Genomic DNA, 15,248 nt, shown 5'->3' on the forward strand with positions numbered 1-15,248 from the left:
GGAACGGCCCCTCGACTGATGACGGTAACGGTAAAACATTATTCGGCGGCGGACGGCAGGTCGTGGGCCCGCCCGCGCGCCATGACGAAGCGGATACGCTCCAGCGCAGTGATATCCTCCATCGGGTCGCCGTCAACGGCGATCAGATCGGCTGCCTTGCCGGGCTCGATCGTGCCGGTCTCGTCTGCGATCCCGAGAAGGTCAGCCGCATTCACGGTGGCGCTTTCCAGGACGGCGCGGGGCGGCAGGCCGGACAGCTCGACCATCATGGCCGCTTCCTCGCCATTGCGGCCGTGCGCGAAGACCCCGGCATCGGTGCCATAGGCGATGGGGACGCCGGCGGCATAGGCAGCGCGAAGTCCGGCGCCGGTATGCGAGATGACCTGACGAATCTTCTTCTCAACGACCGGGGTGTAGATGCCGGTGCCCAGCTGCTCCTCGATGCCGCGGAACGCCAGAAGGGTCGGCACATAATAGCTGCCGCGCTGGCGCATGGCCTCGATCCCGGCATCGTCGATGAAGGTGCCGTGCTCGATGGAGGAAACGCCGGCGCGAACGGCGGCTTCGACCCCGCGCGCGCCATGGGCGTGTGCGGCGACCTTCAGGCCCAGCGAACGGGCCGTTGCGACGATCGCCTCCATCTCCTCCGGCGTGAAATGCGCCCCGAGACCGCGTCCCTGCTGGGAGAGCACGCCGCCGGTCGCGGCGATCTTGATGACGTCCGCGCCGGCGCGCGAGAATTCGCGCACGCGTTCCGCGCACTGCACCGGGCCGGTGCAGGTATTGTCGCCGCCGAGCTCGACGATCTCGGGGCGAACGCCGGTCATGTCACCGTGACCGCCGATGATCGAGACCGCCGTCCCCGCTGCCACGAGGCGCGGGCCGGGGTGCATTTCTTCCTCGATCGCCCGGCCCACGGCAAACACCGCTTCCGGCGCGCCGCCGAGATCGCGGACGGTCGTGAAGCCTGCCTCGAGCGTCAGCTCGGCATTTTTGAGGCCGACGGCAACGGCATATTCATCGGTATCGATGAACCCCTGGTAGAAGGGATCGTCATGATCACCGGTCAGGTGAACATGCGCGTCGATCAGGCCGGGAAGGATAGTGCGGTCGCGAAGGTCGATAACCTCGTCTCCTTCGCCGGGTGAACGAAAGCCATCCTCCACGGCTTCGATGCGTCCGCCCTCGACCACCACCGTGGAAGGGCCGCGGGCGGCCTTAGACGGATCGGCGATCAATGTGCCGGCGTAGACGAGGGTTGCCGCCTGGGCGGTGGCGGGCGCGATGAGACACCCGATCAGAACGAGGCGCGCGAAGAGCAAGCTAAATCTCCCCAATTTGTCGGTTCCGCTTACCCGCCGCCGAAACTGTTTCAAGTTCTAGGCTTTCGCATCGCCCCCCGGACCCTATCCTCCGCTGCGATGAGTTTTTCCGTCGGACGTCTTCTCGTCTATGCCGGCCCCGGGGTTCCGGTCGCGGCAATGGGCCTGCCGCTGGTGGCGTTCCTGCCGCCATTTTACGCCGGTGAGCTGGGCCTCGACCTGGCGACGGTGGGCGTGATCTTCTTCATCGTGCGCGCTCTCGACGTGCCCTTCGATCCGCTGGTCGGCCACTGGGCGGACAATACGAAGACCCGTCTGGGGCGCTTCAAGCCCTGGCTTCTGGGCGGCGGACTGCTGGCGACTGTCGGCGTGGGCGCCGTCTTCTTCCCGCCGGACGGCGTCGGTCCGCTCTACCTGCTGGTCTCGCTGATCCTCCTTTATGTGGGGCAAAGCTGCATCAACGTCCCGCACACGTCGTGGGGCGCGACCATTTCCTCCGACTATCACGAGCGCAGCCGCATTTTCAGTTTCTGGCAGGGGGGGCATCTGGCGGGCCTGATCCTCGTGCTTATCCTTCCGGCCGTCCTGGCGCAGCTTATGGGAGAGACTGCGCCCGGGGCGGTGCAGGCGATGGGCATCTTCACGGTCGTGGCGCTGCCGCTGACGATCCTTCTCGCCGTGGCGCTCGTGCCGCGCAGCAACAGCCGCAGCGACCATCCGCGAATCGGCTGGAAGGAGTTGAAGGCGTTCTTCGCTCAGGAGGAGCTTCGCCGCCTGCTGATCGTCGACATCCTGTTCAGCCTGGCTGGCGGATCGCTGGGCACGCTGCTGCGGTTCTTCCTGGAGCAGAGCCGCGGGTTCGACGATACCGGCTCCTCGCTGATGCTGCTGGCATTCTTCATCAGCGGCTTCGTCTTTTTGCCGGTGTGGCTCGGCATCGCCAAGAAGATCGGCAAGGCCCGCGCCGCCGGGGCGGCCGTGTTCTTCCAGATGGCGATGCACTGCGCCGCCTTCTTCATCATGGACGGCGAGAGATTCTGGATCAGCATGCTGGCGATCTTCATCGCCGGGGCGGGATTCGCGGCGCCGACCTTCCTGCTGCGGGCGATGCTGGCGGACTATAACGACGATGCGAAGGCCGCCGGCGCCAATGACCGGATCGGCCTGCTCAACGCGGTCCTCACCACGGCGCAGAAGCTGGGATATGCCGTTCCGGTGGGCGTCCTGTTCCCGCTTCTCTCGCTGGCCGGATTCGATCCCGAACCCGGTAGCCGTAACAGCGACGAGGCGCTGTTCTGGCTGGAGGCGGTATGGATCGTCATCCTGCCGATCACCCTCATTCCCGCCGGCGTGATTCTATTTCGCGAACAGACCGACCGGCGCAGGCACGAGGCCGGGGGCGTTACTTAAGCCTGTCATTCCAGCGGCCAAGCGGCTATGCAGGGGCAAGCATGGGGGGTGATTCTCCCTGCGCTGACGAGTGCCTGCCTGCAGGGCCGGCGAATGAGGTGAATGCCTTCGTGCGGGTGGCCGTCAGGGGGCGGGCCCTTCCGTACAGCGGGCGGGTATCAAGGTAAGTGGACGGAATTGAATGAGTTCTGAGGGACGCCGGCGCGGTAAGGGCCGGGATCGCAAGCGGGGCGGCGGCGACGATTTCTACGGTGACGATCCGTTTGGCGGCGGTGGCCACGGATATGACCGTGGCGGCTTTGGCGGCGGCGATTTCGATCGTGGCGGATTCGGCGGCGGCTATAACCAGGATCGCGGCGGATTCGGCGATCAGGGTGGCGGCTATGGCGGCGGCCAGGGCGGCTATAACCAGGATCGTGGCGGCGGCGGTGGATACCGCGGCGGCGGCGGCGGCGGTGGTGGTGGCTTCCGCGGCGGCGGCGGGCGTGATGCCGGCATGTCGCTCGGCACGGCCGAGGGCACCGTCAAATGGTTCAACCCCACCAAGGGTTTCGGCTTCATCGCGCGCGACGAGGGCGAGGATGTGTTCGTGCACATCAGCGCCGTGGAACGCGCCGGGCACCAGGCCCTGGCAGAAGGGCAGAAGCTGCGCTTCGAACTGATGGACCGGGGCGGACGCCTGTCGGCAGCCAATCTTGAGATCGACGGCGAGGCGCCTGCGCCTGCTCCGCGTCCGGAACGGCAGCACCAGGACCAGGACGTCGATTTCACGCCCGGCGAACGTCTGGAAGGCAGCGTGAAGTTCTTCAACGCCATGAAGGGCTTCGGCTTCCTGTCCCGTGACGACGGCCAGCCCGATGCGTTCGTTCACATCAGTGCGCTCGAGCGGTCGGGCATGCAGAGCCTCGACGAGGGGCAGCGCGTCTCCTTCGAGCTGGCACGCGACCGCCGTGGCCGGGTGTCCGCCGACAATATCGAGCTGATTTGACCTGAGACTTGACCGCATATGTTCATGAGGGCGACCTTCCCGAAGGTGCGCTCGGCCATACGGGGCCAATAGCGGTGGATTGCGAAGCGATGGGGCTAAACCCCCATCGCGACCGCCTGTGCGTCGTGCAGCTGTCCGACGGCGGGGAGCATGAGCACCTCGTGCGCCTGGACAAGGGCTGCTACGAAGCGCCGGTGCTGAAGGCGCTGCTGGCCGACCGCAGCCGCCTTAAAATCCTTCATTTCGCCCGGTTCGACATCGCCGCCGTGCGCAAGTGGCTGGGCGTTACCATGGCGCCCGTCTATTGCACCAAGATCGTCTCGAAGCTGGTGCGGACCTATACCGACCGGCACGGGCTGCGTGACCTGGCGCGCGAGACGATTGGCCAGGATATTTCCAAGCAGCAGCAGTCCAGCGACTGGGGCGCGCCGCGTCTGTCGGATGCCCAGGTCGAATATGCGGCGTCCGACGTTCGCTACCTGCACGAGATCAAGCAGGTACTGGACGAGCGGCTGGCGCGCGAAGGGCGTATCGAACTGGCCCAGGCCTGTTTCGACTTCCTGCCGATGCGCGCGGAACTCGACCTCCTCGGCTGGAACGAGGTCGATATTTTCGCACATAGCTGATGAGCCGCGCGGCCGACGAGTTGAGAGCGAGCCGCGCGCGCTGGGCGCTACCGGGGTCCGCGTGGGACCGGTTCACGAAAATCATGGCGGCGGTCCTGCCGGTGCTTGCGGCCCTGCTGCTTGCGGCGGGGCTGATCTGGCCGCTGACGCAGGACCGCGAGTTCAGCTTCATCCTGTCCAAGGACGAGGTCGAAATGGCCGGTGACCGGATGCGCCTGGGCGAAGCCGTGTATCGCGGCGAAGACGATCTGGGCCGCCCCTTCCTGATTCGCGCCAGTCGCGGCGTGCAGGAAACGAGCGCGGACCCGCGCGTCTATCTGGTGGACTTGTCGGCGCGCCTGCAGATGGACGAGGGGCTGGCGACCGTCACGGCGGAGCGCGGGGTTTACGACTTGGCTGACGAAACGCTGTTTATCGACGGCCCGGTGCTGGTCAGCCGCGACGATGGTTACGGGCTGGCAACCTCCGACGTCCTCGTCAGCATTCCCGGCCGCACCGTTGTGGGAGAGGGCAGGATCGATGGGTCTCTCCCGCTCGGCACATTTTCCGGCGATCGCTTGCGCGCCGACCTTGAAACGCGCAGGGTTCTGCTGGAGGGGGATGTCCGTATGAGGATCAACCCGTGAACACCGCAAAGGCCCTCCTGCTTTCCATCCTGGTCGGCATCGCCGCCTTTCCCGGCAGTGCGCAACTGGTGGGCAATTCGCTGCGGAGCTACGACCGCTCGGCGCCCATAGATTTCGCCGCCGACCGGATCGAAGTACTGGAAACAGAACAGCAGGCCCTGTTTACCGGAAATGTCGAGGTGTCGCAGGGCACGCTCGACCTAAGCGCCGCGAGCGTGCGCGTCCTCTACGACAGTTCCCGCGACCTCTCCGTCAGCCGGCTGATCGCGGAAGGTAGCGTTTCGGTGAGAACGCCGAGCGAGACCGCGCGCGCAAGCCGGGCCATTTACGATGTGCCGCGGAGCATCGTCACGCTGCTTGGCGACGTGCGTCTTGCACGGGGGGGCGATACGCTGACCGGCGACAGGCTGGTCATCGATCTGAACAGCGGCAGTTCTTCCATCGGCGGTGGCCGCGTTACCGGCCGCTTCACGCCCGCCAGCACCGACACGGACTAGGCGCAAGGCTTCAGCGGGCGCGCGCCCGGCTGCAATTGACAGGCTGGACGCCGCGCGGCGCGTCGAATAGCCCGACGCGCAAATCCTTGGGAGACATCATGCCCCGTTTCGAAGGCAAGTCCGTCATCGTCACCGGCGCCGGATCCGGTATCGGCCGCGCCGCCGCCCGGCTGTTCGCCGAGGAAGGGGCGAGCGTCCTGCTGTGCGACGTAACCGAGGGCGCGGAGGCAGCCGCGGAAGAGATCAAGGCTGCCGGCGGCAAGGCGGTTGGACGCCAGATGGATGCCGGTGCCGAGGAAGACGTGCGCGGGGCCATCGAGGCGGCACTGGGCGAATTCGGCGGGCTTGACGTTTTCTTTGCCAATGCGGGAATTTCCGGTGGCCGCGACAGTATCCTCGAGGCCTCCCCCGACCTGTGGGCCGAGGTGCTGCGCGTGAACCTGGTCGGACCCGCAATGGCCATCAAGCATGCTGCGCCGGTGATGAAGGAGCGGGGCGGCGGCGCGATCGTCTGCACGGCCTCCGTGGCCGGCATCAATTCAGGAGCGGGCTCTGCGCACTACTCCGCCTCCAAGGCCGGCGTCATGAGCCTTGTGAAGACGGCCGCCCAGCAATTGACCGGTGCCAAGATCCGCGTGAATGCCGTGTGTCCGGGCATTATCGAAACCGGGATGACGAAGCCCGTGTTCGACTTCGCGCGCGAGGCCGGGAAGCTGGACCGGGTTGGCAGGCTCAACCCGCTGCAGCGGTACGGCGTCGCCGACGAGATAGCCCGCGTCGCCCTGTTCCTCGCCTCTGACGAGGCGAGCTACCTGAACGGGCAGTCGATTGCAGTCGATGGCGGGTTATCCGCTTCGCATCCGGTGACGCGCCAAGCCTACGGACAGGTCGCGGTATGAGCCTGCCGGCGATCCTCGCCGCACGCGAGGACAGCGAGACCGGCTTTCGCGCCGACATCCCGCCAGCATGGCTGCAGGGGCGGACGGCCTATGGCGGCCTGACCGCGGCGCTATGCTACGAAGCCGCGAAACGCGCGGGTAAGGACCTGCCTCCGCTCCGCTCCGCGCAGGTCAGCTTCGTCGGTCCGGTATCGGGGCGGGTGACCGTAACCGCAAAGCTGGAGCGCCAGGGCCGGAACGCGGCCTTCGTGACGGCGCGGCTGGACGGTGAGGCAGGGACGGGAACGCTCGCAACCTTCGTCTTCATGCGCGATCTGGACAGCCACGTGGACTTCACCGGTTATCCCATGCCGGAGGTGCCGGAACCTCGGCCTATCGAACAGGGTACAGCCCCTCTCGGTGAAGCGCCGCAGTTCATTTCGAATTTCGAAATGACCTCCTTCGAGACCTACCCGGGGCAGCGGCCCGCTGACATGCTGCGCTGGTTCCGGCCCATCGAGCGCGAAGGGCTCGACCCGGTTACCGAGATGGTACTGATTGGCGACGGACTACCACCGGCGGCTATGGCTGTGATGACCGAGCGAGTGAACATTTCCTCGTTAACATGGCTGTACAATATTCTTCATCTGCCGCCACCGGCGGACGATGGTTGGCGGCTGTTGCAGGCAACTTCGGATCATGCGCGCCATGGCGCATCGAGCCAGGACATGAGTGTGTGGGACAGAAACGGGAAGCTGTTGGCGCGAGGCATGCAGTCGATCGCTTTGTTCGGATAAAAAGGGGAGCAGAATGACCATCACGACCGTCGATCCGGAAAGCCAAGGCTTCGACACCGAGCGCCTCGGGCGGCTGGAAAGCTTCCTGAAGGAAAAATATGTCGACACGGGCCGGTTGCCCGGCGTGCAGCTGCTGCTGAGCCGAGACGGTGAGCCGGTACATTTCCATACCCAGGGTTCGCTGAACGAGGATGGGTCGCCGCTCGCCGAGGACACGATCTTCCGCATCGCCTCGATGACGAAGCCGATTACATCGACGGCATTCATGTCGCTGTTCGAAGAGGGGCGGGTTCAGCTCGACACGCCCGTCGCGCGCGTACTTCCCGAGCTGAAGGACACCGGCGTCCTCGTGTCCGGCGGCTTCGATGCACCGTTCATCACGCGCCATCCGGAGCGCGAGATGCAGATGGTCGATCTCCTGCGCCACACCGCTGGCTTCACCTATTCCTTCCAGTACCGCTCGGCGGTCGACTATGCCCACCGTGTTTCCAAGCTGGAGAACACGCACGGCAATTTCGATCTCGACGGCTTCGTGAAGGCGCTGGGGCAGATTCCGCTGGAATTCTCGCCCGGCAGTGCCTGGAATTATTCGGTAGCCACCGACGTGCTGGGCGCGGTCGTCCAGCGCGTGGCCGACAAGCCGCTCGACGAGGTGTTCAAGGAGCGGATTTTCGGCCCGCTCGGCATGGATGATACCGGCTTCTTTGCCGAGGGCGACAAGGCGGACCGGCTGACCGACTGCTACGCCATCGGCCCGGACGGCAAGAATCACGCCTTCGATAAGCGCGGGTCGAGCGCGTGGGCGAAGAAACCCAAGCTGCTGTCGGGCGGCGGCGGCCTGGTATCGACGGCGGAGGATTATCACCGCTTCTGCCTGGCCTATCTCAACGGCGGCGAACTGGACGGGCATCGCCTGCTGTCGCCCAAGACCATCGGCTTGATGACGTCGAACCATCTGCCGGGCGGGGTCGACCTGCCGCAGATTTCCCAGTCGCTCTTCTCGGAAACGCAGAATGACGGCACGGGCTTCGGCCTGGGCTTCGCCGTGAAGCTGGACAATCACCGCGGCCTAGTTCCGGGGTCGCCGGGGGAATTTTCCTGGGGTGGTTATTTCTCCACCGCCTTCTTCATCGATCCGGTCGAGCGGGTGATCATGGTCTTCATGACCCAGGTCGGCCCGTCGATGCAGTTCAACGTGCGCCGTGAACTGACGACGCTGATCTACGCAGCCATGACGGAAAGCTACGCCTGACGGCTGGCACCGGATCGGTCGCAGGTCAGAAGCGGCGGCCGATCCACAGGCGCAGTTCGTTGTCGGGGACGGGACCTGTCGCGCCCCATAGCCATTGCGGCTCGACCGTCCAGCCGTCGCCAAGCACGGCGGCCAGCCGCGGGCCCGCCTGAATCGAATCGTCGGCACCGCCGCTGCCAAGCTTTCCGTGTCTCGCGAACGCTTCGCCAGACAATGTCAGGCTGTCCGAGAGGCGGTAGACCGCCGCGCCGCGTGTCTGGAATTGCAGGCCGTCGCGCCGTGTGTCTCCGAACTCTCGGGCGACCTGCACAACGCCGCGCAGCGTCAGCGCGTCGGTGGCGGGTAGCTGGGCGTAGAAGTTCAGCGCGGCGGCGTCGTTCCGTCCGCTACCGCCAAGGCTGCCATCGAGCCGCATGCCGAAATTGGCCGACAGCTGCTTCTGCAGCTCCAGCTTCACAGCGTCGACGTCGAGCGACCCCGCGCCGCGGTCGGCGACCGCAACGCTGCCCCGTGCACGCAGCGTGTCGGTCAGGGCCTCCTGATAATGCACGCGAAAACCGTAGCGCGCGTCCGCGCCGTCATCGGCAGGAAGAAACGAGCTACGCAGCTGGAAACCGCGTTCTCCGGGTCTGACCGTAGGCGACGACACGCCGCTGAAATTCTGCGCCGCCGCGCCTGCCGGAAGCAGGACGAGCAGAAGCAGCATGCAGCGGCGAAGAAAGGGATATGGGGGCATAGTGGTAATCCTGAAGGGCCGAACCTGGCGCGGATGAATCGTCTGGCGGATCAACGTGGATCAGAGAGCCAGGTTCAGCCTCTTCCCGTTGACTCTTGCCGCGCGCCGCACATGAAGGGGCCCAAACAACTTTCCGAAGGGAGCCCGAACATGACCAGTCCCGTAAGAACCGAGCGCCATGACGATGTCCTCGTCATCGTCAGCGACAACCCGCCCGTCAATGCCTTGGGTGCAGCTGTCCGGCAAGGTTTGAAGGACGGCGTCGAGGAAGGCCTTGCGGACGACGCCGTGAAGGCGATCGTAATCCGCTGCGACGGTCGCACCTTTCATGCCGGCGCCGACATCACCGAATTCGGCAAACCGCCGCAGGGACCGAACCTGCCGGAGACGCTGGATGCCATGGAGGCTTCGTCGAAGCCGGTGGTCGCCGCGATCCACGGAACCGCCCTCGGCGGCGGCCTGGAGGTCGCGCTGTCCTGTCACTACCGGGTCGCCGTGCCGTCGGCCAAGCTGGGCCTGCCGGAAGTCAATCTGGGGCTGCTACCGGGCGCCGGGGGCACGCAGCGCCTGCCGCGCGTCGTGGGCGTAGAAAAGGCGCTCGACATGATCGTTTTCGGAAAGCCGATCGGCGCGAAGGAGGCCGAAGCGATCGGGCTGGTCGACAAGCTGGCGGACGAGGATGCCCTCGCCGAAACCGCCATCGCCTTCGCGAAGGAGATGGCGAAGAAGGACAGCCATCCGGCAACCTCCGCCCGCACCGACAAGCTGCCCGACGCAACGGAGGTCGAGCAGATCTTCGAGGACTTCAAGCAGAAGAACCACAGGAAGATCAGGGGTTTCGACGCTCCGGCCGCGAACATCCGCTGCATCCACGCCGCCGCCACGTTGCCCTTCGAGGAGGGCATCAAGGTCGAGCGCGAGGAGTTCATGAAGCTGATGCAGGGCGATCAGTCGAAAGCCCAGCGGCACCTGTTTTTCGCCGAGCGCCAGGCGGCGAAGATCGATGACGTGCCTAAGGACACGCCGCTGATCCCCGTCAAGAAGGTCGGCATCATCGGCGCCGGCACGATGGGCGGCGGCATCGCGATGAACTTCCTGTCGGCCGGCATTCCCGTCACCATGCTGGAGATGAAGCAGGAGGCGCTCGACCGCGGCACCGGCGTCATGCAGAAGAACTATGCCGGCAATGTGAAGCGCGGGCGCATGTCCGAGGAGCAGGCAAAAGCGGCCATGGACCGCCTGTCGACGACTCTCGACTATGCCGACCTTGCCGACTGCGACCTCGTCATCGAAGCGGTCTTCGAGAGCATGGACGTGAAGAAGGATGTCTTCGGGAAGCTCGACGCGCATGTGAAGGACGGGGCGATCCTCGCCTCCAACACCTCCTACCTCAACGTCGACGAGATCGCGCAGGCCACCAAACGGCCGGGCTATGTACTCGGCATGCACTTCTTCTCGCCGGCGAACGTCATGAAGCTGCTCGAGGTGGTGCGCGGCGCGGAAACGCGCGGCGACGTGCTGGCGACGGTGATGGCGCTCTCGAAAAAGATCGGCAAGGTCGCCGTCGTTGCCGGCGTCTGCCACGGATTCATCGGCAATCGCATGCTCAGCCCGCGTCAGCGCGAGGCGAACAAGCTGATCCTGGAGGGTGCGAAGCCGTGGGACATCGACCGGGTGCACCAGGAATTCGGCATGCCCATGGGTCCGTTCCAGATGGCCGATCTCGCCGGGCTCGACATTGGCTGGCACCGCGATCCCAATCGCATCGAGTCTCTGCGCGACGAACTGTGCGCGATGGACCGGCGCGGCCAGAAGACCGGGGCGGGCTTCTATGACTATGACGAGAACCGCCGCGGGACGCCGAGCCAGGACGTCGAAGACCTGATCCGCAAGTGGGCCGACAAGGAAGGCGTCGAGCAGCGCGAGATCAGCGACGAGCAGATCCGCGAACGCACCATTTACACGATGGTGAACGAGGGCGCCTTGATCCTGGAGGAAGGGATGGCGCAGCGCGCCTCCGACATCGATGTGGTCTGGGTCTACGGCTATGGCTGGCCGCGCTATCGCGGCGGACCGATGTTCTGGGCGGACCTGGAAGGTCTCGATACCATCGTCGGCGGCCTGGAAAAGCACGCGGACAAGATGCCCGAGCTGAAGATGTCCGCGCTGCTGAAGGACAAGGCGGCAAAGGGCGAGACCTTCAACTGATGAACGGAGAGGCGCCGTCCGCCAACGGGCGGCGCCTTTGCCGGACAGTCCCTGGGGAGGGCGCAATGGAGATGACGGCGATCGAAACCGCCTCGGCGGTGCAGCGCGGCGAGACGAGTGCGCGCGCCGAGGTGGATGCCGCGATTGCCCGAATCGAAGCCCGCGACGATGAGCTGAACGCCGTCGTCGTCCGCCGGTTCGAAGACGCAAGGCGAGAGGCCGATGCGCTGGACCGACAGGGAGCCCTGGCGGACTTGCCGCTCGCCGGCGTGCCCATGACGATCAAGGAAAGCTACGACCTTGCCGGGCTGCCCACCACCTGGGGCTCGGACGCACTGGCAGGCTTCACGGCGGTCGAGGATGCGCTCGTTGCGCGGCGTCTGCGGGCTGCCGGCGCGATCATCCTGGGAAAGACCAACGTCCCGCCGATGCTGGCCGACTGGCAGTCGAAGAACGGCATTTACGGCACGACTCACAATCCTCATCGCCACGGCTTCAGCCCCGGCGGGTCCTCAGGCGGTGCCGCCGCGGCGCTGGCCGCAGGCTACGTGCCGCTGGAGTTCGGCAGCGATATCGGCGGCTCCATTCGCGTGCCCGCGCATTTCTGCGGTGTGTGGGGCCATAAGCCGACCTATGGCGTCGTGCCGATGGACGGGCATCTGTTCCCGGGGACCGACGGTCATGAGCCGGACATGGGGGTGGGCGGGCCGCTTGCCCGCGACCCTGCCGATCTGGAACTCGCCTTGCGCCTGACCGCCCGGCATCCCCTGGCGCCCGCCGCCGTCGAAACCCTTGCCGGGACGCGGATCGCGGTGCTGGGGGTGCATCCGACCGCGCCGTGCGGGGACGAAATTCTCGCCTCCGTCGAGGCAGCGGCGCGCGCCGCCCGCGATGCCGGCGCAACCATCGTTTGCGACGCTGCCTGGCCCGATCTCGCTGCCCTTCACTCCGACTATCTGCGCCTCCTCCTCACCACATTGGGGCGGGGCCAGCCGCTGCCAGACGGCGTTGCCATGCCGTCGGTGGAGGACTGGTGGCAGCAACTGGACCAGCAGGCGCGCGCACGCCGAGCCTGGGACCGCCTGTTCGAAGACGTGGACATCGTGGTGGCGCCGGTCGCAGGGATTACCGCCTTCCCCATCGACGACGGCAATAGCGAGTCGCGACTTGTGGAGGTGAACGGGGAGGCGAGCCCCTGGGGGCTGCAACTCGCCTATGCGGGGCTGTGCAACTATCCTGGCCTGCCGGGAACGGCGATGCCGGTGAGCCGGTCGTCTGATGGACTCCCCATCGGGATACAGGTGATCGGGCCGCGCTACGAGGATTTCACGACGCTTGGGGCGGCGCGTATGATTGCCGCGGCGCTAGCAAAATAGAACGGGCGCGCGCAGCGATCCGTATCGTTATGGTCCGCGCCAAAACTTGGGAGATATGAAGATGGCTGACCTGGAAACCTTCCGCGCAGAAACGCGCGCTTGGCTGGAAGACAACTGCCCGCCGGAAATGCGCGAGCCGGTGCGCGGCGACGAGGACCAGTGCTGGGGGGGACGCAAGTTCACCTTCCAGAGCGAGGCGCAGAAGGTCTGGCTGGAGCGCATGGCGGAGAAGGGCTGGACCGCCCCGATGTGGCCGAGCGAATATGGCGGCGGCGGCCTGTCGGCAGGCGAAGCGAAAGTGCTGCAGCAGGAAATGAGCCGCATCAACGCGCGGCCTCCGCTTTCCTCGTTCGGCATCTGGATGCTGGGCCCGGCGCTGCTGAAATTCGGCACGGAGGCGCAGAAGAAAGAGCATCTGCCGCCCATCGTGCGCGGCGAGATCCGCTGGTGCCAGGGATATTCGGAGCCGGGGGCCGGGTCGGACCTGGCCGGGCTGCAAACGAAGGCCGTCGACAAGGGCGATCATTTCATCATCAACGGCCAGAAGGTCTGGACCAGCTATGCCGACAAGGCCGACTGGATCTTCTGCCTGGTGCGCACCGACCCCGACGCGCCGAAGCATAAGGGTATCAGCTTCGTCCTGTTCGACATGGACCAGCCGGGCGTCGAGGCGCGGCCGATCAAACTGATCTCCGGCTCCTCGCCTTTCTGCGAGACCTATTTTTCCGACGCGCGCGCGGAAAAGAAGAACCTAGTCTACGAGCAGAACAAGGGCTGGGACGTCGCCAAATATCTGCTGGGCCACGAACGCGAGATGATTTCGGGCATGGGTCTCGGCGGCGGCGGCAAGGGCCAGACGCTTCCCGAGGTGGCGCTCGCCGCCATCGGCGAAGAGGATGACGGTCGCCTGCGCGATCCGCTGATGCGCGCGGAAATCGCCATGTTCGAAGTGCGCGCCGCTGCCTACCGGGCGCAGGCGGAGCGGTTCGCCGACGAATGGAAGGCGGGCAAAGCGAACCCCGCCCAGCCGTCGATGATGAAATATTACGGCACCGAACTGAACAAGCGCCGCAACGAGCTGGTCATGGCGGCCGGCGGCACCGACGCGCTGGAATGGGAGTCGGAAGAGTCGAATGGCGGCAAGAAGGCGCGCGACTGGCTGCGTTCGAAGGGCAATTCGATCGAAGGCGGCACCAGCGAAGTCCAGCTGAACATCATTTCGAAGCGCATCCTGGAACTGCCAGCGGCGTAGCGCTTCTTTCCTCCCTGCGCAGGGGAGCGAGAAAGGCCCGCGCCCCGGGCCTCCCGCACCCCCGCCGCAGGATGTGAACCCATTGCAACCGGGGGACGCACCCCGCCCCCTCGCCGAGAGGGGAAGGAGATCGAGATGGCACTTTACCTTACCGAAGATCAGGAAATGCTGCGCGACAGCGCAGAAGGATTTGTCCGCGAAAAGGCGCCCGTTGCCCATATGCGCAAGCTGCGCGACGGTGACGACAAGACCGGGTACGACCCTGCCCTGTGGAAGGATTTCGCGGAGATGGGATTCTCTTCGATCCTCATGTCCGAGGATGATGGCGGGCTGGGCCTAGGCCATGTCGAGGCCGGCGTCGTGCTAGAAGAGGTGGGCAAGAACCTGACCCCGTCCCCGCTGCTCTCAACGGGGATCGCCGCGGTCGCCGCGCTGAAGGAAGGCGGGGCACATCACCGCGAGAAGTGGTTCCCGAAGATCGCCGCCGGCGATGCTGTCGCCGCGCTCGCGATCGACGAAACGGCGAAGCACGATCCCGCCATGACGCGGATGAGCGCCGAACGCTCCGGTAACGGCTTCAAGCTGTCGGGCCGCAAGCAGTTCGTGGTGCACGGGCATGTCGCCGACCTGCTGATCGTGGCGGCCCGGACCGGGGGATCGGCCGGCGAAACCGACGGGATCACGCTGTTCGCGGTCGAAAAGGGCGCGGCGAAGATGAGCGCGGATGCCCGCCGCCTGACCGACGCCAGCCTCGCCTCCGTCGTCGAGTTCGACGGTGTGGAAGTCGATGCCGATGCGGTCATCGGCGAGGTCGACCAGGGCTGGGGGCCGCTGTCCGCGATGCTGGCGGCGGGACGCGCGGGCGCCTCGGCCGAAATGCTCGGCGTGGGGCAGGGCGCTGCGGACATCTCCTACACCTATCTGAAGGAGCGGACGCAGTTCGGCGTGCCGATCGGCAGTTTCCAGGCTCTGCAGCACCGGGCCGCACATCTGTATGCGGAACTGGAAGTCGCGCGGGCCGCGGTCCTGAAGGCGCAGCAGCTACTGGACGAGCAGCCCGACGGCACGAAGGCCTACCGCGCGGTGCATGTTGCCAAGGCCATGACCGGCTGGACAACCACACTGGCGGTGCAGGAGGGCGTCCAGTTCCATGCCGGTGTCGGGATGACCGACGAATATGACATCGGTCTCTACATGAAGCGTGGCCGCGTCCTGTCCGAACTGTTCGGCGACGCCAATTACCACGCCAATCTGCTGGCCCGGGAATCGGGATACTAGGC

General features: G+C 65.8%; 14 protein-coding genes. 12 read left to right on the forward strand and 2 right to left on the reverse strand.

Features of this window, described 5'->3' with window-relative positions:
• Positions 1-38: 38 nt before the first annotated feature.
• Positions 39-1,322, reverse strand: coding sequence for a metal-dependent hydrolase family protein (locus tag KCN53_RS06055; RefSeq protein ID WP_088710975.1), 1,284 nt, complete (start codon positions 1,320-1,322; stop codon positions 39-41).
• A gap of 99 nt (positions 1,323-1,421) precedes the next feature.
• Between KCN53_RS06055 and KCN53_RS06060 the strand changes: the two genes are divergently transcribed.
• From KCN53_RS06060 to KCN53_RS06100, 8 genes are all read left to right on the forward strand, one after another.
• Positions 1,422-2,732 (forward strand): MFS transporter, encoded by a 1,311-nt coding sequence (locus KCN53_RS06060; protein WP_088710974.1) that lies wholly within the window; start codon positions 1,422-1,424, stop codon positions 2,730-2,732.
• A 181-nt stretch (positions 2,733-2,913) separates the two neighbouring features.
• On the forward strand, positions 2,914-3,720 hold the full coding sequence (locus KCN53_RS16155) for a cold-shock protein (protein WP_088710973.1): 807 nt from the start codon (positions 2,914-2,916) through the stop codon (positions 3,718-3,720).
• An 8-nt stretch (positions 3,721-3,728) separates the two neighbouring features.
• Positions 3,729-4,346 carry a ribonuclease D gene (locus tag KCN53_RS06075; RefSeq protein WP_088710972.1) on the forward strand — a complete coding sequence of 206 codons (618 nt, stop codon included), beginning with the start codon at positions 3,729-3,731 and terminating at the stop codon, positions 4,344-4,346.
• A complete protein-coding gene (gene lptC / locus KCN53_RS06080) occupies positions 4,346-4,972 on the forward strand; it encodes an LPS export ABC transporter periplasmic protein LptC (protein WP_088710971.1) in 627 nt (208 codons plus the stop codon). Before KCN53_RS06075 ends, lptC begins: the two co-directional genes overlap by 1 nt.
• Positions 4,969-5,469, forward strand: a complete 501-nt coding sequence (locus tag KCN53_RS06085) for an LptA/OstA family protein (RefSeq protein ID WP_088710970.1) — start codon at positions 4,969-4,971, stop codon at positions 5,467-5,469. The genes lptC and KCN53_RS06085 overlap by 4 nt, the downstream gene beginning before the upstream one ends.
• A 98-nt stretch (positions 5,470-5,567) precedes the next feature.
• Positions 5,568-6,368, forward strand: a complete 801-nt coding sequence (locus tag KCN53_RS06090) for an SDR family NAD(P)-dependent oxidoreductase (protein WP_088710969.1) — start codon at positions 5,568-5,570, stop codon at positions 6,366-6,368.
• Positions 6,365-7,144 (forward strand): thioesterase family protein, encoded by a 780-nt coding sequence (locus KCN53_RS06095; protein ID WP_088710968.1) that lies wholly within the window; start codon positions 6,365-6,367, stop codon positions 7,142-7,144. The genes KCN53_RS06090 and KCN53_RS06095 overlap by 4 nt, the downstream gene beginning before the upstream one ends.
• A gap of 13 nt (positions 7,145-7,157) precedes the next feature.
• Positions 7,158-8,396, forward strand: coding sequence for a serine hydrolase domain-containing protein (locus tag KCN53_RS06100; RefSeq protein WP_088710967.1), 1,239 nt, complete (start codon positions 7,158-7,160; stop codon positions 8,394-8,396).
• Between the two features lie 25 nt (positions 8,397-8,421).
• Here the strand turns inward: KCN53_RS06100 and KCN53_RS06105 are convergent, their stop codons facing one another.
• Positions 8,422-9,132, reverse strand: a complete 711-nt coding sequence (locus KCN53_RS06105; protein ID WP_143712151.1) for a hypothetical protein — start codon at positions 9,130-9,132, stop codon at positions 8,422-8,424.
• 150 nt (positions 9,133-9,282) lie between these two features.
• On the opposite strand from KCN53_RS06105, the gene KCN53_RS06110 reads away from it, so the two are divergent.
• The 4 genes from KCN53_RS06110 (at position 9,283) to KCN53_RS06125 (ending at position 15,246) form a co-directional block, all read left to right on the forward strand.
• Positions 9,283-11,340 (forward strand): 3-hydroxyacyl-CoA dehydrogenase NAD-binding domain-containing protein, encoded by a 2,058-nt coding sequence (locus KCN53_RS06110; RefSeq protein ID WP_088710965.1) that lies wholly within the window; start codon positions 9,283-9,285, stop codon positions 11,338-11,340.
• A gap of 65 nt (positions 11,341-11,405) precedes the next feature.
• Positions 11,406-12,716, forward strand: coding sequence for an amidase family protein (locus KCN53_RS06115; RefSeq protein ID WP_224199389.1), 1,311 nt, complete (start codon positions 11,406-11,408; stop codon positions 12,714-12,716).
• Between the two features lie 61 nt (positions 12,717-12,777).
• Complete coding sequence (locus KCN53_RS06120; RefSeq protein ID WP_088713269.1) at positions 12,778-13,968, forward strand: acyl-CoA dehydrogenase family protein; 1,191 nt, start codon at positions 12,778-12,780, stop codon at positions 13,966-13,968.
• 135 nt (positions 13,969-14,103) lie between these two features.
• Positions 14,104-15,246 carry an acyl-CoA dehydrogenase family protein gene (locus tag KCN53_RS06125; RefSeq protein WP_088710964.1) on the forward strand — a complete coding sequence of 381 codons (1,143 nt, stop codon included), beginning with the start codon at positions 14,104-14,106 and terminating at the stop codon, positions 15,244-15,246.
• The last annotated feature ends 2 nt before the right edge of the window (positions 15,247-15,248 follow it).

The organism is Pacificimonas aurantium (assembly GCF_020092905.1).
Taxonomy (GTDB): Bacteria; Pseudomonadota; Alphaproteobacteria; order Sphingomonadales; family Sphingomonadaceae; genus Pacificimonas; species Pacificimonas aurantium.

Excerpts from the sequence above, each read along its gene's own strand:
- KCN53_RS06105 (WP_143712151.1), bottom strand. The coding sequence starts at position 9,132 with ATGCCCCCATATCCCTTTCTTCGCCGCTGCATGCTGCTTCTGCTCGTC.
- KCN53_RS06095 (WP_088710968.1), top strand. The coding sequence starts at position 6,365 with ATGAGCCTGCCGGCGATCCTCGCCGCACGCGAGGACAGCGAGACCGGC.
- KCN53_RS06120 (WP_088713269.1), top strand. The coding sequence starts at position 12,778 with ATGGCTGACCTGGAAACCTTCCGCGCAGAAACGCGCGCTTGGCTGGAA.
- KCN53_RS06100 (WP_088710967.1), top strand. The coding sequence starts at position 7,158 with ATGACCATCACGACCGTCGATCCGGAAAGCCAAGGCTTCGACACCGAG.
- KCN53_RS06115 (WP_224199389.1), top strand. The coding sequence starts at position 11,406 with ATGGAGATGACGGCGATCGAAACCGCCTCGGCGGTGCAGCGCGGCGAG.
- KCN53_RS06110 (WP_088710965.1), top strand. The coding sequence starts at position 9,283 with ATGACCAGTCCCGTAAGAACCGAGCGCCATGACGATGTCCTCGTCATC.
- KCN53_RS06060 (WP_088710974.1), top strand. The coding sequence starts at position 1,422 with ATGAGTTTTTCCGTCGGACGTCTTCTCGTCTATGCCGGCCCCGGGGTT.
- KCN53_RS06125 (WP_088710964.1), top strand. The coding sequence starts at position 14,104 with ATGGCACTTTACCTTACCGAAGATCAGGAAATGCTGCGCGACAGCGCA.
- KCN53_RS16155 (WP_088710973.1), top strand. The coding sequence starts at position 2,914 with ATGAGTTCTGAGGGACGCCGGCGCGGTAAGGGCCGGGATCGCAAGCGG.
- KCN53_RS06090 (WP_088710969.1), top strand. The coding sequence starts at position 5,568 with ATGCCCCGTTTCGAAGGCAAGTCCGTCATCGTCACCGGCGCCGGATCC.
- lptC (WP_088710971.1), top strand. The coding sequence starts at position 4,346 with ATGAGCCGCGCGGCCGACGAGTTGAGAGCGAGCCGCGCGCGCTGGGCG.